Here is a 25,998-nt window from a genome sequence, read left to right as displayed (position 1 = left end):
GCCCTGAGCAGACCCCTGAGTCCGACGCCGAGCCCTGAGTCCGGCGCCGGCCAGTCGCATCCGCCGTCGCGGCCCCGGGCAACCCCCTCCGAACCCGGACAGGCGAGGCCACCACCTCCAAGACGGAACGCTCGGCCGCGGTAGCGGGGGGATCGGGTCATCGGGCCCGCTCGCGACCAGGTCATGGCCGAACAAAATTCTGATAACACAGAGCTACTTTTCAGCAACGTACAGTTATATGCTCGCACTGGCCTTGATCCGCTGAGGTCAACAAAGGTCAACGGGGCTGGTGATGCGCCTTCGGGCCCACGGCGTGCCGCCGCCCCGGCGACAGCCAAACCGGTGAAGGAGCAGAAGTGATCAAAAGGGTGTGCGCCGCGGCCGTGGTGTCGGCGGTCGCCGGCGGGCTGATGTTCGCCGTCCCCGCTCACGCTGAAGACGCGGCCGGTCCCTGGGATGGGCGCTCATGGGCGGCCAACTGGAGTCGCAACAGCGACTCCACCCAGACCGGCAACAACTTCGCCGACGTCTTCGCCGCCAACCGCGGCCAGGACGACTCGACGAACGTCAACAACGTCAACGGCATAGCCCCGACCGCCACCAACGGCGGCATCACGGTGATCTACATCTTCGACTGACCGGCTGCCGTCCGACCAACCCGAACAGACACCCAACAGTGAAAGGACTCACATGAAGAAGCTCTGCGTGTCCGGCATCGTCGTCGCCGCCGCGACCGGGATGGCCCTCATGTCGGCCCCCGCGTTCGCCGACACCAACGCCGGCAACGCCAGCCGCAACCGTAACGCCATCCAGTCGGGCAACAACTTCGGCAACGTGGTCAACAGCAACGTCGTCGGCCGCGGCGCGACCGGGGTCAACAACGTCAACGGCGTCGCCGTGACCGCGACGCACGGTGGCGACGTGGACATCGACGACGTGCTCGACTAGTCCCGCGACACGGCGCCGCGATCCGCCAGAACGCGCGCGCCACGAGCCCCGGGCCAGGCCGGACCCGCCGGGAAGGTGCTCGCCGCCGTCCCCGCACCCTTCCCAGTGACGGGACCGGCCTGGCCCGGTTCTTTCAGCTGGAGATCCCGCCGTCCACCGGAATGACCGTCCCGGTCAGGTACGCACCCGCGCGCGACGACAGATAGATGGCCGCGCCGGCCATGTCCTCGGGGCGTCCGATCCGGCCGAGGGGCACGCTGGAGGCGATGCTTTCGCGGGTCGCGGGGTCGTCCAGAGCGAAGGCCATCATCTTGGAGTCGAACGGCCCGGGTGCGATGGCGTTGACCGTGATGTGCTCCTTCGCCAGATGCCTGGCCAGGTGCCGGGTGAGCATGTGCACGGCTGACTTCGTCGACGAATAGGCATAGCTCGGCAGCGCCGGCACCTTGATCCCGTCGATCGAGCCCACGTTGATCACACGCGCCGGGTCGTCCGCGCTCGCCGCCTCCCTGAGCCCGGGCAGGAACCGCTGGGTCAGGTAGAAGACCCCTTTGACGTTGATGTTCCAGAGCTTGTCGAAGGCGTGCTCCGGATATTCCTCCAGCGGCGCTCCCCAGGTGGCGCCCGCGTTGTTGACCAGCACGTGCAGCGGTCCGTCCACCGCCGAGACCAGTGACTCCAGCCCTTCGGGTGTGGACAGGTCGGCCGGCACCGCGACGCAGCCCAGTTCGGCCGCCGTCTTCTCGACCTCGGCCGTCTTGCGAGCGGAGATGTAGACGGACGCCCCCGCCTCCACGAATCCGGCGGCGATCATGCGTCCGATGCCGCGCGATCCGCCCGTGACGACGACTGTCTTGCCTTCCACCGAGAACAGAGTCATGTCCCGGAAGCATGCCATACCGAACGGTCGGTAGCTAGCGGCCGCCTACCCTGATCTCTCCCTGACCGTCAGGGCCGCGGGCACTCGCGCCTGTCACGGGTGCTGGGAGGAGACCGCGACCACCTCACCCGTCATGTACGAGGAGTAGTCGCTGGCGAGGAAGACGATCACGTTGGCCACCTCCCACGGCTCCGCCGAGCGGCCGAAGGCCTCCTTGGCCGCCAGCTCCGCCAGCAGGTCATCGCCGGTCACCTTCGCCAGGTGCGGGTGCACCGCCAGCGACGGCGCCACCGCGTTCACCCGTACCCCGTGCTCGGCGGCCTCCAGCGCGACGCAGCGGGTCAGTGCCATCACGCCGGCCTTGGCCGCGGCGTAGTGCGCCTGTCCGGGCTGGGCCCGCCAGCCGAGCACCGAGGCGTTGTTGACGATGACGCCGCAGCCCTGCGCGGTCATCTGCCTGAGCGCGGCCCTGGTGCAGCGCATGGTGCCGGTCAGGGTGACGTCGACGACCGTGTGCCACTGCTCGTCCGTCATCTCCGTGAGCGGGGCCGTACCGCCGAGCCCGGCGTTGTTGACCACCACGTCCAGCCTGCCGTGCGCCGTGACCGCCGCGTCGAACAGCGCCAGCACCTGCGCCTCCGACGTCACGTCGCACGGGACCGCCAGCGGCTTGACGCCGGTGAGCTCGGCCAGGGACTCGGCGGCGGCGGCCAGGCGGCGCTCGTGCCGGTCCGAGACGACGATCGTCGCTCCCTCCTCGGCGCAGCGCCTGGCCGTCGCGTAGCCGATGCCCGCTCCCGCGGCCGCCGTGACCAGGGTCACCTTGCCGTCGAGCAGGCCGTGCGGCTTGGGGTAGGGCTGGGGCATGGGCGGTCCAATCAGCGGGGGAGTCCCAGGGCGCGCTCGGCGATGATGTTCCGCTGGATCTCGCTGGATCCCGCGTAGATCGTGTCGGCGCGGCTGAACAGGTAGAGGCGCTGCAGGTCGTTGAGCCCGCCGTCGGCCGCCAGTCCGGCTTTTCCCTGTACGGCCTGCGCCAGCTCGCCCAGCCGGCGGTGCCACTCCGACCAGTAGAGCTTGGCGATCGACACTTCGGGCCCGGGGTCGGGCCGCACCGTCCTGAGCGCGTTGAGGCGCATGATCTCCAGCTCCAGCCACGCCCTGACGAGCCGGTCGCGCAGCACGGGATCGTCCGCGGCACCGGTCCACCGGGCCGTCGCGATCACCTGGGCCAGCTCGCGGCGGAAGCCGATCTGCTGCCCGAGCGTGGACGCGCCGCGCTCGTGCCCGAGGGTGGCCATCGCGACCCGCCAGCCGTCGCCGGGCGCCCCGAGAACGTTGCCCGCCGCCGTGCGCGCGCCGTCGAAGAAGACCTCGTTGAACTCGGACGTCCCGGTGAGCTGGACGATCGGCCGGACGAGGACTCCGGGCTGGTCCATGGGGACGAGCAGGTACGACAGGCCGCGGTGGCGCTGCGAGCCCTCCTCCGTACGGCACAGGACGAAGCACCATTGGGCCACGTGGGCGAGCGATGTCCAGACCTTCTGGCCGGTGATCACCCACGTGTCGCCCTCCAGGCGGGCCCTCGTCTGGACGTTCGCCAGGTCGGAGCCGGCCTCGGGCTCGGAGTAGCCCTGGCACCAGAGCTCCTCGCCGCGCTGGATCGGGGGAAGGAAACGCTCCTTCTGTTCGTCGGTGCCGAATTCGAGGATGGTCGGGCCGATCAGTCCTTCGCCGATGTGGCCGACCCTGGCGGGGGCCCGCGCTCGGGCGTACTCCTCGTGGAAGGCCACCTGGTCCTCCAGCGAGGCGGCGCGGCCGCCGTACCGGCGGGGCCAGCCGAGGCATGTCCAGCCGGCCCTGCCGAGATGGCGCTCCCACGCCAGCCGCTCCTCGTATCCTTCGTGCTCGCGCCCAGGGCCGCCCAGCCCGCGCACGTGGGCGAACTCGCCGCTCAGCGCCTCCTCCAGCCAGGCGCGGGCCTGCCGGCGCAGGCCGCCGGGCGCGGGTGGGTCAGGCAGGGGCGGGTCAGGCAGGCTCAACGAAGCCGCCGTAGCCGCCGCGGAAGAACACCAGCGGGCCGCCGTCGGCGTGCGTGTCGAGCTGGAGCACACGCGCCACCACGATCATGTGGTCGCCCGCCGGGTGCTCGGCCTCGACGGAGCAGTCGATCCAGGCCAGTGAGCCGTCGAGAACGGGATTGCCGCCGGGGGAGCCGGTCCATTCCAGGCCGGCGAACTTGTCCCCGCCCCTGGCCGCCAGCTGGGCGCACACGGACCGCTGGTGCTCGGCCAGCACGTTGACCGTGACGACCTTGGCGCCGCGCACCTTGGGCCAGCTCGTGCTGGTGTGTGCGACGCAGAACGCCACGAGGGGCGGGTCGAGCGAGACAGAGGTGAAGGAGTTGGCCGCCAGGCCGCAGGGCTCTCCGCTGACCGGTTCGACCGCCGTGATCGCCACCACGCCGGTCGCGAACCTGCCGAGCACCTGCCGGAAGCGGAGGGTGTCGAGGTGGCCTTGTGAGGGGCCGGGCGGCATGGCGGCTCCGTTGCAGATCCTGCGCTGATGGGGCGTCGGAAGGCCGCGACAGCCGTCCGGCGCGATGAGCCGGGCAGCGTGTGTGCTCATGGTCCGCCTCCTCGTCCACCTGGAGCACCTAATCTTACCAAGCGCTTGCTTGGACGGTAGGGTGAACCCGGGAACGGTGTCAAGCCGGGCTCTGGGGGGTGCGTTGACATGGGTGAAATGTCCTGTCTAACGTGGCGATGTGCCCAAGCGCTTGCTTGCTTTCTCTGATCAGACCGCGATCGCCGGGGTCGGCTACACCCCCTTCGCCAAGAACTCGGGCGTCAGCACGCTGACGCTGGCCTGCCGTGCCGTGCTGGCCGCCCTGGATGACGCGGGACTGTCCGTGGACGAGGTGGACGGCCTGGCGACGCACCGCGTGGGCGACTCGGCCGCGCCGACCCTGGTCGGCCCCGCGCTCGGCCTGATGGACCTCTCCTGGCACCTGGACCAGTTCGGCGGGGGCAGCGTCTCGCACGCGGTCGTCGGCCAGGCGGCGCTGGCGGTCGCGACCGGCATGGCCGAGACGGTCGTCTGCTACCGGGCCATCAACGCACGCTCCGAGTTCCGCATGGGAGGCACCGGCCGGGGCGTGCCGGTGAGCCCCGAGGTGCAGTACCAGGCGCCGTACGGCTACGTCGCGCCGCCGCAGCAGTACGCCATGTATGCCCGCGCCCACATGCTGAAATATGGGACAAAGGCCGAGCACTTCGGCCTGCTGGCGGTCACTCAGCGCGCGAACGCCGCCAAGAACCCCCGCGCCCTGATGCGCACCCCCATCACCCTCGACGACTACCTGGCCGGCAGATGGATCGCCGAGCCGTTCCGGCTCCTGGACTGCTGCCTGGAGACGGACGGCGCCTGCGCCGTCGTCGTCACCACCGCCGAACGTGCCCGCGCGCTGCGCCGCCCTCCGGTGCTGATCTCGGCCGCGGCGTGGGGCGGCGGCACCACGCATTTGTCCGGCGCCGGCGCCGACCCCACCGTGACCGCGGCCGCCGCCCTCGCTCCCCGCCTGTACGCGCAGGCCGGCATCGGGCCCGGCGACGTCGACGTGGCCGAGCTGTACGACTGCTTCACCTACTCGGTGATCGTCCAGTTGGAGGACTACGGCTTCTGCGCCAAGGGCGAGGGCGGGCCGTACGTGGCCTCGGGCGCCACCGCGGCCGGCGGCCCGCTTCCTGTCAACACGCACGGCGGTTTCCTGTCCGAGGGCTACGTGCACGGCATGAACCACATCGCCGAGGCGGTCTCCCAGCTGAGGGGCGACGCGGGCGAACGCCAGGTGCCCGGCGCGGAGGTGGCGCTGTCCACGGCCCAGCCCGGCTACATCCTCCCGGCCACCTCGGCCCTGATCCTGAGGAGGGCGTGATGGCGGGATACCGTCCTGAACGCGACAGGGACTCCCGGGAGTGGTGGGAGCGGATCGGCAGGGGAGAGTTCGCGGTGCAGGTGTGCGACGCCTGCGGCACGGCCCGCTTCCCGGCGCGGGCGTTCTGCGCGCGGTGCCGTACGGAGGGGGCCCACTGGCGGGAGGTGGCGCCCGAAGGCGTGGTGGAGAGCTGGATCGTCAACCACCAGCCCTTCGTGCCCGGCCTGCGGGCGCCGTACGTGGTGGTGATGGTCAGGCTGGCGGAGGTTCCGGGCTGCTTCGTGTACGGGAACTGGCGCGGCCTGCGGCCGCCGGAGCATGGCGAACGGGTCACGGCTTCCTACACCCGGGTCGACGCGGACCTGACCCTGGTCGACTGGCGGCCAGGGCCCTAGACGATCGTCGGCCGCGGCGCAAGGTCTCGCGCTTGTTGATCTTGCGTCGCAAATTCGATTGGTACCGGAAAACCCCACCAGTCCCGCCGATCCCAATCGCCTCACAAGGCGGGCACCGAGGGTTGATGATGATGATGTAGGCGTCAACGCGGACGGCTCGGTGGTGGCTGGCGTGAGAGGTTCTGGCGTGGTGACGGGCGCGACCGTGAGGTCGCGAACCACGATCCTGCCTGCCCGTGGGCCTGACCCTGAACGTGACCCTGGACTGGCCCCTGAACCTGACCCTGCGCCTGCCTGCCGCCGGCTGTGTCCGCCCGGCCTGGCCCGGGCGCCGCCTGACCGGAGCGAGCCTCGCAACGGGAGAAGAGGCTGTAACCGGTCGAATTCCCGGGCAACTGGTCGGTCCCTCGGAGGAAAACGCGTCCTGGCGGGCGTGGGGGACCCGCCAGGACGCGCTTCCTGCCCCGTGTGCGACGGCGCCAGGACTCCGGCGAGGGATGGAGTCCTAGACCGTTAGCTCACACACGGAGTCGATGGGGAGCGCGAGGGCTCTCGTTGCCGGCAACGTGCGGCGATGCGTCGAGCTGTACCAACCGGGTCATCGTTGGGGTGCGTGACGGGGGCGCCACCCTCCTCATTCCAGACAAAGGTTCCGTCTTCGCACCACACGGTCAGCTCAGTCAACACCGATTGCACGGAGGTGCCATCGCTCTGGTAGGTGTGGGTGAACCCCTCGCGACACAACGCGTAACGCAGTAAACGTGTTGCATCGCGAGAGGCATGCCAGCGCGGGTATGGCATATCCGTGCGGTCCGGCAACACTGGCCTTCACCTCCTCACCGGCCTATAGATGGATTTGTACCAACGAATGGATGATGGGCCGGAGGAGGGGGGTTGGTCAAGGGGTTGTGGCCTGCTAGAACCAGATCGTCTAAATTGTTGGAACAAAAGGGGTGAAAGTGGCAAGGTCGGTGCTGTATCAGCAGGTGGCTTCGGAGTTGAGACGAGCCATCTACTCGGGTGTCCTCGGCCCCGGGGCGCAGCTGCCGACCGAGGCGCAGCTCATGGAAGACCATGGGGTGAGCAGGAACACCGTCAGGCTGGCCCTCGGCGAACTCGTCAACGAAGGGCTGGTCACGCGCACGCCGCGGCGCGGGACGGTGGTCCGAGACCGCAGACCGCTGCTGATCTATCCGCAGCGGGAGCTGGAGCCGCAACCCAGTGGGGAACTTCGGGAGGCCTTCGCCTATGCCGTGGCGCAGGAAGGCCGAGCCCCGAGCCAGTACATCGAGGTCCTGACGGTGTCTCCGGTCGAGGAGATCGCCAGCAGGCTTGAGTTGGCAGACGGGGAGCTGGCGGTGGTGAGACGTCGTCTGCGGTTCGTGGACGGCCAGCCGTACAACACCAACGACTCCTACTTTCCGCGTGACCTTGTCGCCGACTCCGAGATCGCCAGGCCCGGAGACATCGCGCGAGGGGCGAACCGGGTGCTGGAGGAGCTGGGTCATGGGCAGGTACGCGTCGTCGACGACATCTGGGCGCGCATGCCTAACCAGGAGGAAGCCGAGCGCCTTCAGCTTGAACTTGGCACGCCGGTCATGGTCTATGTCCGTGTTGGTTTTGACGCGGCCGATATGCCCGTGCGTGTCGCGGTGTCGGTGCTGCCCGCCGACAAACATCTGATCAGATACGAGCTCGATCGCCGCTGAAGAGCTCGTTTGAAGGGGTGATCCCGCCGGCCGGGCGCAGCGAGAATTAGCCGCCTCGCTGGCCTGGGGGAGTCGTGCATACTCCCCCAAATCGCCATTTATCCATATATATCGGGTTAAGGCCCATTTCGGCCACCCGCGCACCATCGTGTCATCACGCTTTGTGTCAGCGCGGGTACCCAACGCAACGGGAGTTGTATTATGCACACGAACACGCTTCTTCATCCGCTCGCGCTCCGGCGGGCGGAACCCGCGGACCTTCCCGGCATACTCACCCTCCTGGCCGACACCGCCGAGTGGCTGCATGCGCGGGGTCTCAGGCAGTGGCCCCGCGGGGGTTTCGGTCCCGAGCGGATCGAGCCGCTCATCGAGGAGCGGGTGCTGTTCCTGCTCGACGACGAGCTCAGATATCTCGACCCCGACGAGGCGGCACCGCCGGTTGCCACCATAGCCCTCGACGACCATGCAGACCCGGAATTCTGGACAACCGCCGACGATCCGGGCGCGGCACTTTACATCCACAAGCTCGCCGTCGCCCGCCCGTGGTCGGGCAGCGGTCTCGGCGACGCCCTGCTCGACTGGGCCGGCGCCGCGGCCCACGCCGCGGGCCTACCCTGGTTGCGGCTCGACTGTGCGAAGGGCAACCCGCGGTTGCAGCGCTACTACCGCACCCGGGGGTTCCGGCACGTCCGTACGGTGGACCTGCCGCACCGCTCTTCCGGGGCCCTTTTCCAGCGCCCGTCGCTGGATCTTCCCGCCACGGCGTTCCGTGACCTGACGATGGCGGAGCTGATCAGCGCCTGACGCTCCTGGCCCGGCCCTCCGCGATGGAGGGCCGGGCCCGCCGTTCCCCGGCGCCGGCGCGCGCGTGCGTCCCGTGGACGGGCGGAAGCCGCCCGCCCGCATCTCGTGGGCACTTCACCGGTACGCGACCCCGTACGCGGGCTCTCAGGCGGGCGGAGAGGGCGTACGGGGCGGTCGCGTACCACCTTTGGGGCTACGCGGCAGAAGGGGGCAGAGCACCATATAATCTTCCCTGCATGACCGGATCCCTGCTCGAGGTGATCGCGCTCAACGTGCGCGACGCCGTGGCCGCCGAACAGGGCGGAGCCGACCGGCTCGAGGTCGTCGCCGACATGGCGGCCGACGGGCTGACCCCCTCCCCGGAGACCGTGGCCGCGATCGCCGCGGAATGTCCGCTCCCCCAGATGGTGATGCTCCGCTGCGACGCCCGCTTCACCGCCGACGCCGACACGCTCGACCGGCTGGCCCGCGACGCCAAGGCGCTGGCGCAGGCCGGGGCGGCGGGGTTCGTGTTCGGCTTCCTGGACGGGGTCGGCGCCGTCGACCTCGCGGCCACAGAGGCGCTCATCCACGCCGTCTCCCCGCTGCCCTGGACGTTCCACCGCGCCGTCGACCACGCCGCCGACGTGCAGGCGTCGTGGCGGGCCGTGCGCTTACTGCCCAACCTGGCCACCGTGCTCACCTCGGGCTCCCCCACGGGCGTGGGGAACGGGCTGCCGGTGCTGAAGGCACGGGCCGAGGCGGGCGACGGCTCGATCGTCCTGGCCGGTGGCGGCCTGCGGCCGGCGTACGTGCCGCCCCTGCTCGACTACGGCATCCGCGCCTTCCACGTGGGATCGGCCGTACGCGCGAGCTGGTCCGACCCCGTCGAGTGGCGCCTGGTGCGCCAGTGGCGCACCCTGGTCGAACGCGACTGAGCGCTCACGGCAGCGCCAGGTCGGCGCGGCGGAGGGCGGCGGCCAGCGTGCGGATGGTGGCGGGCTCGTCCATGACGCCTCCACCCGCCTCCCGCCGTTGCTCCCACGCGCTGACCCGCTCCCGGTAGGAGTCGTAGCGGGCCAGGTGGTAGGCGTAGACGGTGGCGAACCTGCTCACCAGGTGCGACGGGTGCATGTCCCAGCCCTGGTAGTAGCCGTGCCGCAGCGAGTGCCTGACGAGCTCGGCGTGCCGGCGCCACAACGTGTGCACGTCCTCCTCGCGGTCCGAGACCGGCGACGCGGCGAGCGAGCCGTCGGACAGCTCCACCCCTGTGCCGGCGAACGCGGTCTGCATCACGTGCCTGGCGTGATCGCAGGCCGGATGGTCGAGGCGCTGCTCGTGCGGCGGCAATCCGAGGGCCGCGGTGTAGTCGAAGACCCCGAAGTGCGCCGCCGCCAGCCGGCCGTCCAGCGCCTGTGGCAGGTCGCCGCGCAGGAAGTGCAGCGTCTGCGGCGCCTCCACCTGCATCTCGAACCGCAGCGGCGCCCCCAGCCGGGTCCCGAGCCCGGCCTCCAGCCGCGCCAGCACCGCGGCGAACTGCCCGAGGTACGCCTCCATCAGCACCTTGGGAAAGGTCACCACGAACCCGCCGGGCAGTTCCCCGGCCCGCGCGACCACCCCCTTGACGAACCCGTCGAGCGTGCGCACCGACCGATCGGGGTCGCCGTCGGCGAACGACTTAACCCGCAGCCCCCACCGTCGCGGCAGCGCTCCGGCGGCGTGCAGCGCGGCCACCGCCTCGGCCGCCTGCTCCACGTGCCCGTCCTCCACCGGGTCCGGCCGTACGCCGTAGCCGTCCTCGAAATCCACGCGCAGATCCTCGACGGGCTCGGACGCGAGCTTGCGCACCACCCGCTCGTGCACGCCCGATGCCGGCCCGCCGGGCAGCCCGAACACCTCCGCCAGCTCGCCGGGGCCGGCCAGGTGGGCTCTGACCAGGGACGACGCCTGATCGCCCCACGCGGCAACCGTGCCGGCGGTGAACCGGTCGGCCGGGACGTAGACGGTGTGGACCGGCTGCCAGCCCGGCTCGGCGGCCGGAAAGCGGGCCTGCTGGAGCGCGTACGCCTCCTCGAAGCCCCTAAGGTCGGCACGCACGGAGCATGGCCTCCAGGCCCACGAGCTTGACGCGTTCGCCCCTGCCGAGCGACCTGGCCAGCTCGGCCTCGGCCGCCTCGATGGCCAGCCACTCGTCGTACGTCACCGGCCGCACCCCGCGCCCGGCCAGCAGCGCGTCGACGGAGCCGAGGTCGTCCCGCCCGCCTCCCGCGAGATCGGCGAGCAGCGTGCGAACGGTCTCCGCCGCGTCGGACTTGTTGGTGCCGATCACCCCGGTGGGCCCGCGTTTGAGCCAGCCCGCCACGTATTCGCGCTCGCGCACCCGGCCGGCCTCGTGAGGAACGGTCATGGTGGCCTCGGAGAACGGCACCCCGGGCAGCGGCACGCTCTGGTAGCCCACGGAACGCAGCACCATGCCGACGGGCAGCGTCTCGTACTCGCCGGTGCCGACCACGCGGCCCTCATCGGACAGACGGGTGCGTTCGAGCGTGATGCCCTCGACCCGCTCGGTGCCGAGGATCTCCACGGGCCGCAGCCAGAAACGCACGTCGAGGCGGCGCGGCCGGCCCACCGGCTCGCGCTCGGCCCACGACTGCAGGACCTTGATGTTGCCCTGGACCTGGCGCGGGAAGTCGCCGCCCAGCACGACCGCCTCCTCGGGGCGGACGCAGACGTCGGCGTTGGCCAGCTCGCCCAGCTCGCGCAGCTCCTTCAGGGTGAACTTGGCGTGCTCGGGGCCGCGGCGGCCGATCATGTGGATGGCCTTGACCTGGCTGTCCTGGAGGCGCTCCAGCACGTCGTGGGGCACGTCGGTCGAACGCAGCTCGTCGGACGTCTTGGCCAGCACGCGTACGACGTCGACGGCCACGTTGCCGACGCCGATCACCGCGACCTCGGAGGTGTCGAGCGTGAACCTGCCGGGGTCGACGTCGGGATGGCCGCAGTACCAGTTGACGAAGTCGGTCGCCGCCACGCTACCCGGCAGGTCCTCGCCGGGGATGCCGAGCTTCCTGTCGACCATCGCGCCCGTGCAGTAGACCACCGCGTCGTAGACGCCGAGCAGGTCGCCGGCGGACAGGTGCTCGCCCAGCGTGACGCCGCCGAGGAAACGCACCTCGGGCAGCTCCAGCACCCTGCGCAGATAGTTGGCGATCGACTTGATCGACGTGTGGTCGGGCGCGACGCCATACCTGACCAGCCCGTACGGGGTCGGCAGTCGTTCGAGCACGTCGACATGGACGGGCTCGGCCGACTGCTTGACCAGGGCCTCGGCCGTGTAGATCCCGGCGGGGCCCGATCCGATGACCGCCACGCGCAACGCCACGCTGCCTCCTAAGACCCGGTCGCACCGGACATGTGTCCCTTTGGTACAACGGGCCGGTGTGATAGATGTATCCCCGATCGCCGGTGCGGACGAACGCGGCCGGTGAACGACGCACGCCGTTCGGCCCGCCCCACTCGTCCGGGTTTTCAGGCGCCGAGCCCACCGTAACCCGCATGTCCCTTCCAGGGGGACCCCCGCGGCTCATGGCAGCCGGTCGCGCAGGGCCCGCTTGTCGATCTTCCCGTTGGCGTTGGCGGGCAGGGCGTCGACCACGACGACCCGCCTGGGCACCTTGTAGCCGGACATGTTGGCCCTCGCCCAGGCGAGCAGGGCCTCGGGGTCGGCCGTCGCGCCCGGCCTCGGGACGACGTACGCGAGGCCCGCCTCGCCCGCGACCGGGTCGGGCACGCCGATGACCGCGGCCTGCGCCAGCGAGCCCTCGCGCAGCAGCAGCGCCTCGACCTCGGCGGGGGAGACGTTGAACCCGTTGACGATGTAGAGCTCCTTCCTGCGGTCCACGATGGCGAGGTTGCCCGCCTCGTCGAGCACGCCGACGTCGCCGGTGCGCAGCCAGCCGCCGGCGTCGATGGCTTCGGCCGTCCTCGCGGGCTCGTCCCAGTAACCGCGCATGACGCCGTAGCCGCGCTGCAGGATCTCGCCGCGCTCGCCGGGTGCGACCTCCTTGCCGTCATCGTCGATGATCTTGACCTCGATGCCGGGCACGGGCTTGCCGGTGGTGTTCGCGATCACGTCGATGGGGTCCTCGGCCCTGGTCATGGAGACGACCGTGCCCTCCATCAGCCCGTACGCGTTGATCATCCGCTCCAACCCGACCCGCTCGACCAGCCTGGTGATCAGGGCGGACGGCACGGCGGCGGCCCCGCAGATGGCGACGCGCAGCGACGAGACGTCCCACGAGCCCCGGTCCAGCTCGTCCAGCAGCCGGTGGAACAGGGTGGGCGGGCCGGCGAGCACGCTCGCCCGCTCGGAGGAGATCAGCGACATGAGGGCGTCGGGGGCGAAGACCGGGACCGGCACCATCGTGGCCCGGCGCAGCACGCACGCGATGAGCCCGGCGTTGAGCCCGAACCCATGGCTGAACGGGGCGATCAACGGGTAGCGGTCGTGCTCGTCCAGGGTGACGATCTCGGACCAGTCCCAGTAGCCGCGCAGGATCTGGGCGTGGTCGAGCATGACGCCCTTCGGCACGCCGGTGGTGCCCGACGTGGACATGATCTCGCACAGGTCGCCGGGGCGTACGGCGAGCGCCCGCTCCTCGGCCTCCCGGCCGGACACCTTGGTGCCGAGCGACCGTAACCCGGCCGCCTCCGGGCCCACGATCCGCAGCCCAGGCAGCGGCGGCAGCAGGCCGGCGAGCGGGGTGTCCGCCGGGCCGGCGCCGGTGATCAGTACCTTCGCCCCGGTCCTCTCGACGAGCTGGGCCGCCTCGATGCCCTTGCAGCGGGACGGGAGCGGCACGATGACCGCGCCCGCGTCCCAGATGCCGAAGGCGTGCGCCACCCAGTACGCCGAGTTCACTCCCCACAGCGCCACCCGGTCACCCGGGCCGACGCCGAGGGCGATCAGGCCGCGGGCGATCCCGGACGCCGCGGCCCGCAGCCCCGGCAACGTCACGCCGGCGCCGCCCTCGGCGATCACGGTGGCGTCCGGGTGGTGCTCGGCCTGGTCGCGCAGCATGCGGGGGAGCGTCCCCCAGTCCGGCATCGGTGCCATAGGTCCGCTCCTCCCGTCGGCTGTCAGGTGATGAGCGCCCGGTCCCTGCCGAGGTGGTGGCCGCGCAGGTCGGTCACCGTCGCGGGCAAGGGCGTCCGCGAGACGTCGCCGGCGATCTCCACACCGATGGAGACGGGGGTCAGCGCCCGGAGCGCCTGCTCGATCCGCGAACGCCACATGGGATTGCCCACCAGGCTCTCGCGGGTGAACGTCACCGTCAGCGCCGCCGCGTCGAGCGTTCCCGGGCGGCTGACCGTCAGCTCCCAGCCCGCCACGCCGTCGATCTTGGCCAGCGCCTTCTCGACGCGGGGCAGCGCCAGCCACACGCCTCTCACCAGCACGTGCTCGCCGGCGGTGTGGGTGGGCGCGGGCAGGCCGGGGCCGCCGGTCCTCGCCACCAGCCCGGTCCTCAGCACGGCGTCGCCGAGCGTCGAGTGGCCGCCCGGGGTGACGACCAGCTCGGCCAGCGGGCCCGGCGGCGCGGAAAGGTCGTCCTTGGCCAGGGGGGCAGGGGCGAGCAGGCCGTCGGCGAGCGGCGTGAGCGGGTCGTCCTCGGCCGCGCGCCAGGCCAGGGGCGTGCCGCCGAACGGGCTCGCCAGCACCTCCGTGACCCGTGCCCCGAACTCGCCCGCCAGGTGGCCGATCGTGCGCTTCGAGGCGATCTCGCCGGTCAGCGCGATGGTCCGCAGACCGAGATCCAGCGGGTCGAGCAGGAACTCCAGGTGCAGGCGGGCCAGGAGGTCCATCGCCCCCGTCGGGGTGATGACCAGCGTGGTGGCCCGCAGCGCGGACAGCGCGTGGTGCAGCCGCATCCGGCCGCGCGGCCCCGCGCAGGCGGCGGCCAGTGCCACGTCGGCCGCGGCCGCGGTCCACAGCACGCCCGCGGGCTCGGCCAGGGCCACCACGACCCGGTCGCGCTCGCCCACGCCGGCCGCGCGCAGCGCCGCCCCGGTCAGCCCGGCCGCCGCCGCGCGGTCGCCAGGCCCCATCGGCAGGACGCTCGACACGTCGGGGGAGACGAGGAGCAGGCCGGTGGCGGAGTGCCCGGCGGCCCCGAGGTCGTCACGGGTCAGCCAGCGCGGGGTCACCGCGCCACCTCGGACATGAACAGCGTCATCGCGTCGCACACCCGGTCGTGCGCCAGGCCGCCGACCTGCGCCTGGATGATGAGGTCGGTGGCGCCGGCCTCGGCGATCCTGGCCAGGGCCTTGCGGGAGCCCGCCACGTCGTCCACCACCACCATGAGGTTCTCGCGCAGGGTGGCCATCGCCTCCTCCGGCGGCAGCCCGGCCGCCAGCTGGCCCAGCACGCGGTGCGTGGCGTGGCGGGCGTCGTAGTAGTCGGGCGGGGTGACGAGGTTGACCTGGCGGCGGATGTACCACAACACGGCGTCGGCGGCCGTGGCGGTCGCCTCGTCGCGGGTGGGGGCGACGTACCAGGGGATCATGAGGGCGACGCGCCGGGTGGCCGGGTCGAAGCCGTTCTCGGCCAGGCACTCCCGATATTTCGTGATGTCGGCGGCCACGTCGTCGATGCCCTTCAGCATCGTCATGCCCAGCAGGTTGTACCCGTTGCGCGCCGCCGCCAGATAGCCCTCCAGCGACGTGGACGCCACCCACACCGGCGGGTGCGGCTCCTGCGCGGGGCGGGGATAGACGGCCACGTCGGGGATCTCGAAGAACGCGTTCGAGCGGCTGACGGGGGCGCCGTCGGCCCGCCAGATCGCCAGCGTCGCCTCCAGCGAGTCCTCCCAGATGCGCCGCGACTGCTCGAACGGCCGCCGGAACGCCTGGTACTCCAGCGGCGAGGCGCCGCGCCCCGTGCCGAACTCCACCCGCCCGCCGCTGAGCACGTCCAGCGTGGCGACGCGTTCGGCCGTGCGGATCGGGGACTGGAACGGCAGCAGCACCACGCCGAGCCCCAGGCGGATGCGCTCGGTGCGCTGGGAGATGGCGGCCAGGACCAGGTCGGGAGCGGAGGAGTGGGAGAAGCCCCGGGTGAAGTGGTGCTCCACGAACCAGACGGTGTCGTACCCCAGCCGGTCGCCCAGCACGGCCTGCTCGACCACGTTCCGGAACGCCAGCTGCTCGACCTCACGGGTGCGGCCGCGGACCTCCAGTTCGTATCCCAGGCTGATCCGTAGGGACGTCATCGCGCCTCCGGCAGGTTGGTGACCAAGCGCTCGCTTGGTAGAGCGTATCAGCGGCAAAGACTTGCGGGAAGGGCGCGGCGGCGATCAGAGTGATGCCCGTGAAGCGAAAGCGCGCACCGCGGCGGCCCAGGGACGGCGCGCACTCCGGCACCGTCGACAGCACTGTCGACGGCACTGTCGACGGCACCGTCGACCAGCGGGCCGGCGACCGCGACGAGCACGACGACCTCTCGCCCACGAGCGCTCGGGGGTACGAGGCGTTCGGGCGGGTGATGGCCGCGCTCGCGACCGAGGCCGACTTCATCGAGTCGTGCCGCGACCTGACCTGGTGGCGCGGGGCCGACCACGGCTGGCACATCGAGTGGCGCGACGGCCCGTACGCCTCCGAGGTGGCCGCGCTGCTCTCCGGTCACGTCCGCGCCTCCGACGGCCCTCTCGTGACCGAGAAAGGCCAGGGCAGCGCGGGCTCGGCCGTGCTCGACGTGATGGGCGTACGCTTCGAACTGCGCGCGATCGACCCGATGGGCCGGGCCGCCCTGCGGGCGCGCGCCGGCTTCTGGCGGTTGTCCGAGGCCCTCGACACCACCCGCCGCACCAACACCCGCCACCCGTGGGAGGAGTTGCTCGGCGGTTAGCCGAACACGTGGGCCGCCAGGCGGGCGCGGTGGGCCTGCGGAGGCCCGAAGAGCTGCGCGTCCGAGGTGGCGCGCTTGAGATAGCGGTGCGCGGGATGCTCCCAGGTGATCCCGATCCCGCCGTGGACCTGGATGTTCTCGCCGGCCGCCGCCAGATAGGCCTCCGTGCAGTACGATCCGGCGATCGCCGCGGACACCTCGTCGCGGGCCGCGCCCTGCGCCGCCGACGTGGCCGACTCCACCAGCAGCAGCAGGTCGGCCAGCTTGTGCTTGATCGCCTGGAACGACCCGATCGGCCGCCCGAACTGCCGCCTCGCCTTGGCGTGCTCGACGGCCATCTCGAGGCACCGCCGCGCCCCGCCCGCCTGCTCGGCGGCCAGGGCCGCGACGCCGAGATCGCGTACGCGAGTCCACGACCGGCCGTCCCCCAGCCGCCGCACCGGGGTCTGGTCGAAGAGGAGCCGCTGCAGGGGGCGGCTCTCGTCCATCGTCGCGTACGGCTCACGCCGCGTCGGCGCGGCCTCCACCAGCAGCCCGGCGACGTGGACGAGCACGATCTCGCCCGCGAGCGCGTACGGGACCTCGCCCGTGAGCAGGTCGCCGTCCAGCCGCAGGTCGCCGTCGCCCGGCAGCGCCACGGTCGCGGTCGCCGAGCCGCCGGCCAGCGACTCCAGCAGCTGCGTGGCCCCCGCGGCCCGGGCGGCGGTGACGGCCATCACCGCCGACTGCAGGAACGGGTAGGGGGACAGGGCCCGGCCCAACTCCCCGGCCACCGCCGCCATCTCGGCGGGGCCGCAGCCCGCCCCGCCGTGCTCCTCGGGAACGAGCAGCCCGGCGATGCCCAGGTCGCGCGCGCACTGCTGCCACGACGCACCTGGCCGGCCGGCGAGATAGGCGCGCACGGCGTCGCGCAGCTCATCGGGTAGTCCCACGGACGCATCTTAACCAAGCGATTGCTTTCCTGTGCCAATGACCTGGTTTTACCTTTTTATACAGATTCATCGTTCGTCCGCGGTCATCCCTTGACCCTGCCGGGAAAGGGCTGACCAGGGATGGAGATGGACCACACCACGATCGACTACGGCGACTACGCCGAATACGACCGTCGCCAGCGCGACATCGAGCACCACCTGCTGGCCGCCTTCCTCGGCGGTCTGGCCGTCGGCTTCATGGGCATGTTCGTCGCCGGCGACGGCCCCGGATGGCTGGGCCGGCTCTACGAGCCGTACGTCTACCTCGCCCTCTCCCTGGCGGTCGGGGCCACCGCGTCGGGATTCGGATGGGCGCTGGTGACGACGTTCCTCGCGGCCATGTCCACGCTGGTCTCGGCCATGGGCGCGAGCGCGCTGCGCGGCGACGACGTCCTGGGAGTCGCGGGCGACGCCGCCGGAGCCAACCGGACGCTCGCCCTGCTCGTCTGCCTGGGCCTGGCCGCCTACGTCACCCGCAGGAACGACGTGTGGGGCGACCTCGCGGCGGCCGCGCTCGGCGCGGCTCTGATCGCGGACGTGGCGGGCAGGGCGGTCCCCGGGCTCGTCGAAAGCGACCACTCGTTCTGGCCGTATCCCGCGGTGGTGATCGGACTGCTGTCCGTGGCGCTGGTGCTCGGACTGCGCAGGAACGCGTGGGGCCGGGTGCGCGCGCTGGCGCTGGCGGCAATGCTGTCCGGCCTGTTCTCGGCCGGCCTCGCCGGTGGGCCGGCGGGCGTGCTCCCGCTGCCGGTCTGACCGTCCGGGCAAGCGGCGCGGCGCGGCGCCCGGAGTCGATAGCCTGTAGTCCTTCACATCCGGGTCCGAGCAAGGAGTAGCCGTGTTGCTGCGCATGTCGTCGTTGTTTCTACGCACGCTGCGGGACGACCCGGCAGACGCGGAAGTGCCGAGCCACAAGCTCCTCGTCCGCGCCGGCTACGTCCGCCGCGTGGCGCCCGGCATCTACTCCTGGCTCCCCCTCGGCAAGCTGGTGCTCGACAACATCGCCAGGATCGTCCGCGAGGAGATGAACCGCATGGGCGGCCAGGAGGTGCTCTTCCCCGCCCTGCTCCCCCGCGAATACTACGAGGCGACCGGCCGCTGGACCGAATACGGCGACACGCTCTTCCGCCTCCAGGACCGCAAGGGGGCCGACTACCTGCTCGGCCCCACGCACGAGGAGCTCTTCGCCGACCTCGTCAAAGGCGAATACTCCTCCTACAAGGACTTCCCGGTCACCCTCTACCAGATCCAGATCAAATACCGTGACGAGGCGCGGCCCAGGGCGGGCATCCTGCGCGGCCGCGAGTTCCTCATGAAGGACTCCTACTCCTTCGATCTCGACGACGACGGGCTCAAGCGCTCCTACGAGCAGCACCGCGAGACCTACATCCGCACGTTCGACCGTCTCGGCATCACCTACAAGATCGTCTTCGCGCAGTCGGGAGCGATGGGCGGCTCGGCCTCGGAAGAGTTCCTGGCGCCCACGCCCACCGGCGAGGACACGTTCGTCGCCTGCCGCGCCTGCGGCTACGCGGCCAACGCCGAGGCCGTCGTCACGCCGGCGCCCGCGGCCCGTCCCTTCGACGACGTGCCGGCGCCGCGCGTCATGGACACCCCCGACACCCCGACCATCGAGACGCTGGTGTCGTACGTCAACGAGCACCACGGCCTGTCCGTCACCGCCGCCGACACGCTGAAGAACGTCGTCGTCAAGGTGAGCACGCCCGGCTCCGACAAGACCGAGACGCTGGTCATCGGCGTGCCCGGCGACCGCGAGGTCGACTTCAAGCGCCTCGAGGCCGCCCTCGCGCCCGGCGAGCCCGCCATCTTCGAGGCCGCCGACTTCGCCAGGCACCCGGGCCTCGTGCGCGGCTACATCGGGCCGCAGGTCCTGCGCGAGCTCGGCATCCGCTACCTCGTCGACCCGCGCGTCGTCACCGGAAGCTCCTGGGTGACGGGTGCCAACGAGCCGGGCAGGCACGCCGCCAACGTGGTCGCCGGGCGCGACTTCGTCCCCGACGGCACGATCGAGGCCGCCGAGGTTCGCGCGGGCGACGACTGCCCCCGCTGCGGCTCCGAGCTGTCCATCGACCGCGGCATCGAGATCGGCCACATCTTCCAGCTCGGTCGCAAATACGCCGACGTGGCCGGGCTCGACGCGCTCGGCCCCGACGGCAAGCCGGTCCGCGTCACGATGGGCTCCTACGGCATCGGCGTCTCCCGCGCCGTGGCGGTCATCGCCGAGCAGCGGCACGACGCGCTCGGGCTGGCCTGGCCGCGCGAGGTCGCGCCCGCCGACGTGCACATCGTCGGCACCGGCAAGGACAACCAGGTCGAGGCGGCGCTGAAACTGGGCGCCGAGCTGGAGTCGCGCGGCCTGCGGGTGCTGGTGGACGACAGGGCGCAGGTCTCGCCGGGAGTGAAGTTCAAGGACGCCGAGCTGCTGGGGCTGCCCACGATCGTGGTGGTCGGGCGCGGCCTGTCGCAGGGCGTGGTGGAGCTGCGCGACCGCGTGTCGGGGGACAAGGACGAGATCCCGCTGGCAGAGGCCGTCGACCGGGTCGTCGCCGCCTGCTCGGGCTCCTGACCACATCCACCGGCAATTCACGTACATGCGGGCGCGAGGCATCGACGTTTGACGGCGCGTCGACAGGCTGTAAACCTCGGTGTGATGAAGCCACATACCGACGTGAAAGACTTCTGGGAACGACGCCTGGAGTCCGACTGGACAGAGAGCGGTGTCGGATACAAGGCGCTCGGCCGGGCGTTCAATATCTGGATGTATCGGGTGCGTGCCGAGGGATTCCGCCGTGAGGTGACCTCCCTCGGGCTGGACCTGCCCAAGACGCGGGTGCTCGACGTCGGGTCCGGCACCGGCTTCTACGTCCGCCTGTGGCGCGAGCTCGGCGCCGGGTCCGTCACCGGCAGCGACCTCACCGAGGCGGCGGTGGAACGGCTGCGCTCCCGCTTCCCCAAATCCTCCTTCCTCCAGCTCGACATCGCCGAGCCCGGAGACGCGCTGGAGCCCGGCTCGTTCGACGCCGTCTCGGCGATGGACATGCTCTTCCACATCACCGACGACGGCCGCTACCGGGCGGCCCTGCACGCCATCGGCGAGGCGGTCAGGCCCGGCGGCGTCTTCGTGCTGTCGGAGAACTTCCTGCAAAGGCCCGAGGAACGCTCCGACTACCAGGTCAACCGCACCCTGCCGTGGATCACCAGAGCCCTCGACGAGGCCGGGTTCGACGTGATCCACCGCGTCCCCATGCTGGTGCTGATGAACGCCCAGGTCGACGGACACGCCCTGTGGCGCAAGCTGTGGGGCGGGCTGCTGCGCGCGGTGACGCTGACCGAGGTGACCGGCTGGCTGGCCGGAGCCCTGCTCTGTCCCGTGGAGCGACGCCTGGTGCGCGTGCTGCGCGAGAGCCCCACGACGGAGTTCATGATCTGCCGCCGCCGCTGACGGCCGGCCGTCAGGCAGCGGCGGTCGACGGTCACGGCGTTTCGGCCGGCGGTGGCGGCGCAGAGGCTCTGGCGCGCCCGCGTACGATCGCCGGCCCGATCAGGCACGCCGCCGCCACGAGCAGGATCGCCAGCGACACCGGCCGCGTCACGAACACCGAAGGGTCACCCTCGCTGAACGCCAGCGCCCTCCTGAACTGCACCTCCATCAACGGCCCCAGCACCGCCCCCAGAATGAGCGGCGCCACCGGATACCGCGCACGGTGCAGCACCCACCCCAGCAGCCCGAACCCGTACGCGATCAGCACTTCGAACACGCTCTGCGAGATCGAGTAGACCCCCAGCGTGGCGAAGGTCAGGATGGCGGCCGTCAGCAGCGCGGTGGGCACGCTGAGCAGCTTCACCCACACCCGGATCAGGGGCAGGTTCAGCACGAGCAGCATCACGTTGCCGAGATAGAGGCTCGCGATCAGCGTCCACACCAGCACCGGCTGCTGGTCGAAGAGCCGCGGCCCAGGTTGCACGTCGTAGATCTGGAACGCGATCAGCAACATGCTCGCCGTGGCCGAGGTCGGGATGCCCAGCGTGAGCAGTGGCACCAGCACCCCGGAGAACGCCGCGTTGTTGGCCGCCTCGGGGCCCGCGACCCCCTCGATGGCGCCCTGCCCGAACTCCTCCTTGTGCCGCGACAGCCGCTTCTCCACGTTGTAGCTGAGGAATGTGGGCAACTCGGCGCCTCCGGCGGGCAGCGACCCGATGGGCAGCCCGAAGGCCGTCCCGCGCAGCCACGGCTTCCACGAGCGGCGCCAGTCGTCGCGGGTCATCCCGATCCGGCCCTCGACCGTGACGGGAGCCTGCTGGGGCCGGTGGCGGGAGGCGGCCGTGGAGACCGCTTCGGCCACGGCGAACAACCCGACCGCGAGCGCCACCACCGACAACCCTTCGTACAGTTCGGGCAGCCCGAACGCGAAGCGCGGCTGGCCGGTCATCTGGTCGATCCCGACCATCCCGATCGTCAGCCCGAGCAGCAGGCTCGACAACCCGCGCACGATCGAGTCGCCCATCAGCGAGGTGACCGTCACGAACGCGAGCACCATGATCGAGAAGTACTCGGCCGGCTGGATGAGCTTGGCGATGTTCGACATGCCGGGGGCCAGGAAGGTGATGACGACCGTGGAGATCGTGCCCGCGACGAACGACCCGATGGCCGCCGTCGCCAGCGCCGCCCCCGCCCGGCCGCGCCTGGCCATGGGATAACCCTCCATCGTCGTGGGGATGGAGGCGGTCTCGCCGGGGATGTTGAGCAGGATGGCGGTGGTCGAGCCGCCGTACATGCCGCCGTAGTAGATGCCGGCGAACATCACGAACGCCCCCACCGGCTCGAACACGAACGTCAGCGGCAGCAGCAGCGCGATGGTCGTGGCAGGCCCCAGACCCGGCAGCACTCCCACCAGCGTGCCGATGGTGACGCCGAGGACGGCGAGGAGCAGGTTCTGCAGGCTAAGCGCGTGGCCGAAGCCGTCGAGCAGGTTGCCGAGCACGTCCATCTCAGATCGCCAATCTGACCAGGCCGGGCGGCAGCGTGATGCCGAGCAGCCGGTCGAACAGGAAGTACGTGGCCAGCGCCAGCACCAGCCCCACGATCACGTCGCGCAGCACCTTCCTGCTGCCCAGCACCCTGGCCACGACCGCGAAGAACACGGTCGTGGCCTGCCAGTAGCCGGCGGGGACCAGGGCCAGGGCGTAACCCGCCAGCGCCGCCACCAGCATCAGCACCGACGGCCAGTGCGTCTCCTCCGCCTCGGCGTCCTGTGCGCCGGCTCCTGCGCCCGCTCTGAAGGCCTGCACGAGCCCGATCACGGAGACCACCGCGAGCGCGCCGCCGACCAGCAGCGGGAACGCGCGCGGCCCCACGGCCTGGTAGCCGTTGCCCTGCGGGATCGCGTAGGCCTGGACCAGCACGACCACGGCGGCGAGCAGGAAGCCGGCGGAGACGATCCGCTGCGTCACTTGCCGAGCCCCAGCTCGCCCAGGATGGCGGTGACCTGCGTGCGCTGCTCGTCCAGCACCTTGCCGAACTCCTCGCCCGGCTTCCAGTCCTCGGTCCAGTTGTTGCGCTCCAGGTTCTTCTTCCAGCAGGAGGTCTTGCGCACCTTGTCGAACAGAGCGATCACGTCCTGCTGCTGCTCCTTGGTCAGCCCGGCGGGCGCGAGTACGCCGGCCAGCGTGGAAACCGCCTCCTCGCCCAGTCCGAGCTCCTTCATCGTGGGAGCGTCGAGGCCCGGGACCCGCTGCTCGGAGTCGACGGACAACGCCCGCAGCTCGCCCGCCTCGATCTGGGAGCGCAGCTCGGCCACCGTGTCGATGCCCGCCGTGGCGGCACCGCTGAGCAGCAGGTTCATGGACTCGCCGCCACCCGCGGTGGGCACGAAGTTGATCTCCTTGGCGGCGACGCCACGCTGCTTGGCCAGCCCCGCCACGGTCATCTGGCCGGGCCCGCCGAGCGAGCCGCCCGTCCACTTGACGCTGCGGGGCTTGGCCTCCATCGCGTCGATCAGCGACTTCAGATCCTTGTACGTCGACTTCGCCGGCACCACGATGGCGCTCGGTCCCCGGCTCAGCCCGGCGACGGGGGTGAGCTCGGACAGGTCCACCGGGGACTTGTTGCTCACGATGCCGCCCAGCATGGTCACGCTGTCCATGACCATGAGCTGGTAGGGGTCGCCCTTGTGCTTGGCGAACTGCGCCAGCCCGATCGTGCCGCCCGCGCCGGGCACGTTGGTCACCGTGGCGTCCACGTCGGCCACCTTGCATGCGCTGAGCGCGTTGACGAGGCCGCGCGCCCGCGTGTCCCAGCCCCCGCCGGGACTGCCCGGCGCCATGATCGACAGGGCCTTGTTCGGATAGGCGGCTCCCGCGTCGGCGCTCTCGCCGCCCACGGCGCAGCCGCTGAGGGTCACGGCCGCCGCGACGGTGGCCAGCAGCTTGATCTTCATGATGACTCCCGGGGGGTGAGGATCGATGCGAAGAAGTCCTTGACCGGCTCCAGCACCCGCATCGGCTGGTGGCCGACGCCGGGCACGACGTCGAACCGCACGCGGATTCCGTGCTCCTCGAAGTTGTCGCGCAGCGCCGTGAGCCGCTCGACGCGCGTGATGCCGTGGGCGTCGGCGCCGTCCATCCAGTTGCTGTCACCGTGGTTGTTGATTTCCCAGGTCTCCACGTCGGCGCTGCCCACGACCATCTGCACCGGTACGTCGCGCAGCTCCTCCACCCTGGGCGGGCAGCCGAACTCCTCCTCGAACCCCTTCATCCCGGTCCACCACGGGCTGGTGTGGTCGATGTACGTTATCCGCCCCGGCGCACCAATGGACAATCCGGACAAACGGTCGGGATGCAGGTAGCCGAACCGGTGCACGAACTGGCCGCCGCCCGAGAACCCGTGCAGCAGGAAGCGTCCGGCCTCCACGTTGAAGCGCTCGGCGACCTCGTCCACCATGGCCAGCAGGACGCGGTCGAAGCGGATGTCCCCGTACCGGATGAACTTGAAGGCGTGCAGGTCGTGCGGGTCCTCGATGCCGGCGGGGAAGAGCGGGGCGAGCACCATGCAGCCGTGCTCCTCGGCCCACCCGGCGAAGTTGTCGCGGTACTGAGGGCCGCGCCGCCCGGTCCCGTGCTGCAGCACCACCATCGGCAGGGGGGCGCCGTCCGGGTCGTGCGTGGACGGCACGTACAGACAGTAGGAGAAGCGCTGGTCGAACTTCGACGCGAAGACGGTCGTGGCGCCCGCCGAGTAGAAGGCGGTCGGATGCTTGACGACGTGCAATGCCTCAGTCATGAGGCGACAGCCTGGGTAAACGGGGGGTCACCCGCAAGGAGATTGACGCGTACGCGGTAATGTGCAGGGTGGCCGTCACGCTGTATCTCGACCCATCCGCCACCCCATCCATCGTCGTGCGGCGCTCGCCGCTGGCGGAGCTGTGCGCCTGCCTGCACGCGCTGGACGAGCCGGGACACCACCCCGCCAGCGCGGCCTGGGCGGCCAGGACGCACCGTGACCTGTCAGACGGGCTGCTCGCCGCGGCGGCCGCCTGGGCGCCGCTCTGGGGAGCCTTCCGCGCCCGCTACCTGCTGCCGCTGTCCGCCGCGCCCAAGCGCACCCTGGCCGGCGAGCTGCGGGAGGTGGCCGAGCTGCCCATCGGCGACTTCACCGCGATGACCGTGCAGGCCCTGATCGGCAAGAACGACACCGAGCTGGTGCCGCTGCTCGGCGACGAGGAGCTGAACCGCATGCGGCTGATCTCCTCCAGCCGGGTGGAGATCGGCACCCGGCTGCGCGCCGACCCCGAGGGGTTCCGCCAGGAGCTGATCGCCTTCCTCAGCCGCTTCGCCGCCGCCGCGTTCGACGCCGAATGGCCGTCGCTGCGCCAGGCGCTCGACCACGACGGGGCACTGCGTACCCGTGCCCTGCGCAGGCGCGGGCCCCTGGCACTCGCCGACCTCCCGACCGCCACCGCGACCAGGACGGTGTCAGGGTCGCTGCGCATCGTGTTCGACAAGCTCTACAGCGCCACCGCCCGCGTGGACGACGGACGTCCCTGTCTGATCGTGCCGACCGTGCACGGCCGGCCACACCTCGTGATCAAGCACTTTCCCGGCTATCCCGTCGTCATCCAGTACAGCGCCGGCGCCGCTCCCGCGCCGACCCTGGAGACCGCCCGGCGCCGGCTCGCCGCCCTGCAGGACCCGACCAGGCTGCGGCTGTGCTACGCGATCCTGCGCAACCCGGTCGCCACCGCCGAGCTGGCCACCCAGCTCGGCATGACCGCTCCCCAGGTCTCCAGGCACCTGCGCAGGCTCAGGGAGGCCGAGCTCGTGCACACCCACCGGCGCGGCTCGGTCGTCTACTACCAGCTCGACGCTGCCGCCGTCGAGCGCCTCGGGCCCGACCTACTCTCCGTCCTGTACCGGTGAGGACGAAGGCGACGACGTCGCGGCCGGGGGAGGGGG

The 25,998-nt window shown here is 71.2% G+C and carries 26 protein-coding genes; 12 read left to right on the top strand and 14 right to left on the bottom strand.

What is annotated here, in order from left to right; all coding sequences use genetic code 11:
- The first annotated feature begins 356 nt into the window (after nucleotides 1-356).
- Nucleotides 357-638, top strand: a complete 282-nt coding sequence (locus E1267_RS28560) for a hypothetical protein (RefSeq protein ID WP_132336814.1) — start codon at nucleotides 357-359, stop codon at nucleotides 636-638.
- A 52-nt stretch (nucleotides 639-690) separates the two neighbouring features.
- Nucleotides 691-948 (top strand): hypothetical protein, encoded by a 258-nt coding sequence (locus E1267_RS28555; protein WP_132336812.1) that lies wholly within the window; start codon nucleotides 691-693, stop codon nucleotides 946-948.
- 133 nt (nucleotides 949-1,081) lie between these two features.
- Here the strand turns inward: E1267_RS28555 and E1267_RS28550 are convergent, their stop codons facing one another.
- From E1267_RS28550 to E1267_RS28535, 4 genes are all read right to left on the bottom strand, one after another.
- A complete protein-coding gene (locus E1267_RS28550) occupies nucleotides 1,082-1,828 on the bottom strand; it encodes an SDR family oxidoreductase (protein WP_132336810.1) in 747 nt (248 codons plus the stop codon).
- A gap of 93 nt (nucleotides 1,829-1,921) precedes the next feature.
- Complete coding sequence (locus E1267_RS28545) at nucleotides 1,922-2,695, bottom strand: SDR family oxidoreductase (protein WP_132336808.1); 774 nt, start codon at nucleotides 2,693-2,695, stop codon at nucleotides 1,922-1,924.
- Between the two features lie 11 nt (nucleotides 2,696-2,706).
- The gene (locus tag E1267_RS28540; RefSeq protein ID WP_220449718.1) at nucleotides 2,707-3,870 is read right to left on the bottom strand and encodes an acyl-CoA dehydrogenase family protein; all 1,164 of its coding nucleotides are present in this window, start codon (nucleotides 3,868-3,870) and stop codon (nucleotides 2,707-2,709) included.
- Entirely contained in the window at nucleotides 3,857-4,456 is a 600-nt protein-coding gene (locus E1267_RS28535; protein WP_165959845.1) for a flavin reductase family protein, read from the bottom strand. The genes E1267_RS28540 and E1267_RS28535 overlap by 14 nt, the downstream gene beginning before the upstream one ends.
- Before the next feature lie 139 nt (nucleotides 4,457-4,595).
- On the opposite strand from E1267_RS28535, the gene E1267_RS28530 reads away from it, so the two are divergent.
- The 5 genes from E1267_RS28530 to E1267_RS28510 all read left to right on the top strand — a co-directional run bounded on the left by E1267_RS28530 (nucleotide 4,596) and on the right by E1267_RS28510 (nucleotide 9,590).
- Nucleotides 4,596-5,765 (top strand): thiolase C-terminal domain-containing protein, encoded by a 1,170-nt coding sequence (locus E1267_RS28530; RefSeq protein ID WP_246064322.1) that lies wholly within the window; start codon nucleotides 4,596-4,598, stop codon nucleotides 5,763-5,765.
- Nucleotides 5,765-6,160: a Zn-ribbon domain-containing OB-fold protein gene (locus tag E1267_RS28525; protein ID WP_132336806.1), complete on the top strand. Its 396-nt coding sequence runs from the start codon at nucleotides 5,765-5,767 to the stop codon at nucleotides 6,158-6,160. Before E1267_RS28530 ends, E1267_RS28525 begins: the two co-directional genes overlap by 1 nt.
- Nucleotides 6,161-7,113: 953 nt before the next feature.
- The gene (locus E1267_RS28520; RefSeq protein WP_246064321.1) at nucleotides 7,114-7,869 is read left to right on the top strand and encodes a GntR family transcriptional regulator; all 756 of its coding nucleotides are present in this window, start codon (nucleotides 7,114-7,116) and stop codon (nucleotides 7,867-7,869) included.
- Nucleotides 7,870-8,070: 201 nt separating this feature from the next.
- Complete coding sequence (locus E1267_RS28515) at nucleotides 8,071-8,673, top strand: GNAT family N-acetyltransferase (protein WP_132336804.1); 603 nt, start codon at nucleotides 8,071-8,073, stop codon at nucleotides 8,671-8,673.
- 236 nt (nucleotides 8,674-8,909) lie between these two features.
- Complete coding sequence (locus E1267_RS28510; RefSeq protein ID WP_132336802.1) at nucleotides 8,910-9,590, top strand: copper homeostasis protein CutC; 681 nt, start codon at nucleotides 8,910-8,912, stop codon at nucleotides 9,588-9,590.
- A gap of 4 nt (nucleotides 9,591-9,594) precedes the next feature.
- Here the strand turns inward: E1267_RS28510 and E1267_RS28505 are convergent, their stop codons facing one another.
- The 5 genes from E1267_RS28505 to E1267_RS28485 form a co-directional block, all read right to left on the bottom strand.
- The gene (locus E1267_RS28505; RefSeq protein WP_132336800.1) at nucleotides 9,595-10,749 is read right to left on the bottom strand and encodes a DUF6986 family protein; all 1,155 of its coding nucleotides are present in this window, start codon (nucleotides 10,747-10,749) and stop codon (nucleotides 9,595-9,597) included.
- Entirely contained in the window at nucleotides 10,733-12,034 is a 1,302-nt protein-coding gene (locus E1267_RS28500; protein ID WP_246064320.1) for an FAD-dependent oxidoreductase, read from the bottom strand. The genes E1267_RS28505 and E1267_RS28500 overlap by 17 nt, the downstream gene beginning before the upstream one ends.
- Nucleotides 12,035-12,235: 201 nt before the next feature.
- Nucleotides 12,236-13,768 carry an AMP-binding protein gene (locus E1267_RS28495; protein ID WP_165959844.1) on the bottom strand — a complete coding sequence of 511 codons (1,533 nt, stop codon included), beginning with the start codon at nucleotides 13,766-13,768 and terminating at the stop codon, nucleotides 12,236-12,238.
- 23 nt (nucleotides 13,769-13,791) lie between these two features.
- On the bottom strand, nucleotides 13,792-14,856 hold the full coding sequence (locus E1267_RS28490) for a phenylacetate--CoA ligase family protein (RefSeq protein ID WP_132336798.1): 1,065 nt from the start codon (nucleotides 14,854-14,856) through the stop codon (nucleotides 13,792-13,794).
- Nucleotides 14,853-15,920 (bottom strand): LLM class flavin-dependent oxidoreductase, encoded by a 1,068-nt coding sequence (locus tag E1267_RS28485; protein WP_132336796.1) that lies wholly within the window; start codon nucleotides 15,918-15,920, stop codon nucleotides 14,853-14,855. Before E1267_RS28485 ends, E1267_RS28490 begins: the two co-directional genes overlap by 4 nt.
- A gap of 92 nt (nucleotides 15,921-16,012) precedes the next feature.
- Between E1267_RS28485 and E1267_RS28480 the strand changes: the two genes are divergently transcribed.
- Nucleotides 16,013-16,555: a hypothetical protein gene (locus E1267_RS28480; protein WP_132336794.1), complete on the top strand. Its 543-nt coding sequence runs from the start codon at nucleotides 16,013-16,015 to the stop codon at nucleotides 16,553-16,555.
- On the opposite strand, the gene E1267_RS28475 is transcribed toward E1267_RS28480, so the two are convergent.
- Nucleotides 16,552-17,487 carry an acyl-CoA dehydrogenase family protein gene (locus E1267_RS28475; RefSeq protein WP_132336792.1) on the bottom strand — a complete coding sequence of 312 codons (936 nt, stop codon included), beginning with the start codon at nucleotides 17,485-17,487 and terminating at the stop codon, nucleotides 16,552-16,554. The two genes, E1267_RS28480 and E1267_RS28475, sit on opposite strands and share 4 nt — an antisense overlap.
- Before the next feature lie 126 nt (nucleotides 17,488-17,613).
- Here E1267_RS28475 and E1267_RS28470 point away from each other — a divergent pair, with 126 nt between their 5' ends.
- The 3 genes from E1267_RS28470 (at nucleotide 17,614) to E1267_RS28460 (ending at nucleotide 20,989) form a co-directional block, all read left to right on the top strand.
- Complete coding sequence (locus E1267_RS28470; protein ID WP_132336790.1) at nucleotides 17,614-18,282, top strand: hypothetical protein; 669 nt, start codon at nucleotides 17,614-17,616, stop codon at nucleotides 18,280-18,282.
- Nucleotides 18,283-18,364: 82 nt separating this feature from the next.
- Entirely contained in the window at nucleotides 18,365-20,113 is a 1,749-nt protein-coding gene (locus tag E1267_RS28465) for a proline--tRNA ligase (protein WP_181957853.1), read from the top strand.
- An 84-nt stretch (nucleotides 20,114-20,197) separates the two neighbouring features.
- Entirely contained in the window at nucleotides 20,198-20,989 is a 792-nt protein-coding gene (locus tag E1267_RS28460; protein ID WP_132336788.1) for a class I SAM-dependent methyltransferase, read from the top strand.
- Between the two features lie 31 nt (nucleotides 20,990-21,020).
- Here E1267_RS28460 and E1267_RS28455 read toward each other — a convergent pair whose 3' ends face one another.
- From E1267_RS28455 to E1267_RS28440, 4 genes are read right to left on the bottom strand one after another with little or no spacing between them, the layout of a single operon-like run.
- Nucleotides 21,021-22,535, bottom strand: coding sequence for a tripartite tricarboxylate transporter permease (locus tag E1267_RS28455; protein ID WP_132336786.1), 1,515 nt, complete (start codon nucleotides 22,533-22,535; stop codon nucleotides 21,021-21,023).
- Nucleotide 22,536: 1 nt separating this feature from the next.
- Entirely contained in the window at nucleotides 22,537-22,998 is a 462-nt protein-coding gene (locus E1267_RS28450; protein WP_220449717.1) for a tripartite tricarboxylate transporter TctB family protein, read from the bottom strand.
- The gene (locus E1267_RS45830; RefSeq protein WP_132336784.1) at nucleotides 22,995-23,984 is read right to left on the bottom strand and encodes a Bug family tripartite tricarboxylate transporter substrate binding protein; all 990 of its coding nucleotides are present in this window, start codon (nucleotides 23,982-23,984) and stop codon (nucleotides 22,995-22,997) included. Before E1267_RS45830 ends, E1267_RS28450 begins: the two co-directional genes overlap by 4 nt.
- Nucleotides 23,981-24,826, bottom strand: coding sequence for an alpha/beta hydrolase family protein (locus tag E1267_RS28440; protein ID WP_132336782.1), 846 nt, complete (start codon nucleotides 24,824-24,826; stop codon nucleotides 23,981-23,983). Before E1267_RS28440 ends, E1267_RS45830 begins: the two co-directional genes overlap by 4 nt.
- 68 nt (nucleotides 24,827-24,894) lie before the next feature.
- Between E1267_RS28440 and E1267_RS28435 the strand changes: the two genes are divergently transcribed.
- The gene (locus E1267_RS28435; protein ID WP_220449716.1) at nucleotides 24,895-25,962 is read left to right on the top strand and encodes an ArsR/SmtB family transcription factor; all 1,068 of its coding nucleotides are present in this window, start codon (nucleotides 24,895-24,897) and stop codon (nucleotides 25,960-25,962) included.
- The last annotated feature ends 36 nt before the right edge of the window (nucleotides 25,963-25,998 follow it).

It is taken from the genome of Nonomuraea longispora (assembly GCF_004348345.1).
Classification (GTDB): Bacteria; Actinomycetota; Actinomycetes; order Streptosporangiales; family Streptosporangiaceae; genus Nonomuraea; species Nonomuraea longispora.
The sequence above is the reverse complement of the archived record's forward strand: the minus strand, read 5'-3'. Positions and strand labels throughout refer to the sequence as shown.

What these genes read in the sequence shown, in the direction of transcription:
- E1267_RS28555 (WP_132336812.1), top strand. Translation starts at nt 691, where the DNA reads ATGAAGAAGCTCTGCGTGTCCGGCATCGTCGTCGCCGCCGCGACCGGG.
- E1267_RS28550 (WP_132336810.1), bottom strand. Translation starts at nt 1,828, where the DNA reads ATGACTCTGTTCTCGGTGGAAGGCAAGACAGTCGTCGTCACGGGCGGA.
- E1267_RS28545 (WP_132336808.1), bottom strand. Translation starts at nt 2,695, where the DNA reads ATGCCCCAGCCCTACCCCAAGCCGCACGGCCTGCTCGACGGCAAGGTG.
- E1267_RS28535 (WP_165959845.1), bottom strand. Translation starts at nt 4,456, where the DNA reads ATGAGCACACACGCTGCCCGGCTCATCGCGCCGGACGGCTGTCGCGGC.
- E1267_RS28525 (WP_132336806.1), top strand. Translation starts at nt 5,765, where the DNA reads ATGGCGGGATACCGTCCTGAACGCGACAGGGACTCCCGGGAGTGGTGG.
- E1267_RS28515 (WP_132336804.1), top strand. Translation starts at nt 8,071, where the DNA reads ATGCACACGAACACGCTTCTTCATCCGCTCGCGCTCCGGCGGGCGGAA.
- E1267_RS28510 (WP_132336802.1), top strand. Translation starts at nt 8,910, where the DNA reads ATGACCGGATCCCTGCTCGAGGTGATCGCGCTCAACGTGCGCGACGCC.
- E1267_RS28495 (WP_165959844.1), bottom strand. Translation starts at nt 13,768, where the DNA reads ATGGCACCGATGCCGGACTGGGGGACGCTCCCCCGCATGCTGCGCGAC.
- E1267_RS28485 (WP_132336796.1), bottom strand. Translation starts at nt 15,920, where the DNA reads ATGACGTCCCTACGGATCAGCCTGGGATACGAACTGGAGGTCCGCGGC.
- E1267_RS28480 (WP_132336794.1), top strand. Translation starts at nt 16,013, where the DNA reads ATGCCCGTGAAGCGAAAGCGCGCACCGCGGCGGCCCAGGGACGGCGCG.
- E1267_RS28470 (WP_132336790.1), top strand. Translation starts at nt 17,614, where the DNA reads ATGGACCACACCACGATCGACTACGGCGACTACGCCGAATACGACCGT.
- E1267_RS28460 (WP_132336788.1), top strand. Translation starts at nt 20,198, where the DNA reads ATGAAGCCACATACCGACGTGAAAGACTTCTGGGAACGACGCCTGGAG.
- E1267_RS28455 (WP_132336786.1), bottom strand. Translation starts at nt 22,535, where the DNA reads ATGGACGTGCTCGGCAACCTGCTCGACGGCTTCGGCCACGCGCTTAGC.
- E1267_RS45830 (WP_132336784.1), bottom strand. Translation starts at nt 23,984, where the DNA reads ATGAAGATCAAGCTGCTGGCCACCGTCGCGGCGGCCGTGACCCTCAGC.
- E1267_RS28440 (WP_132336782.1), bottom strand. Translation starts at nt 24,826, where the DNA reads ATGACTGAGGCATTGCACGTCGTCAAGCATCCGACCGCCTTCTACTCG.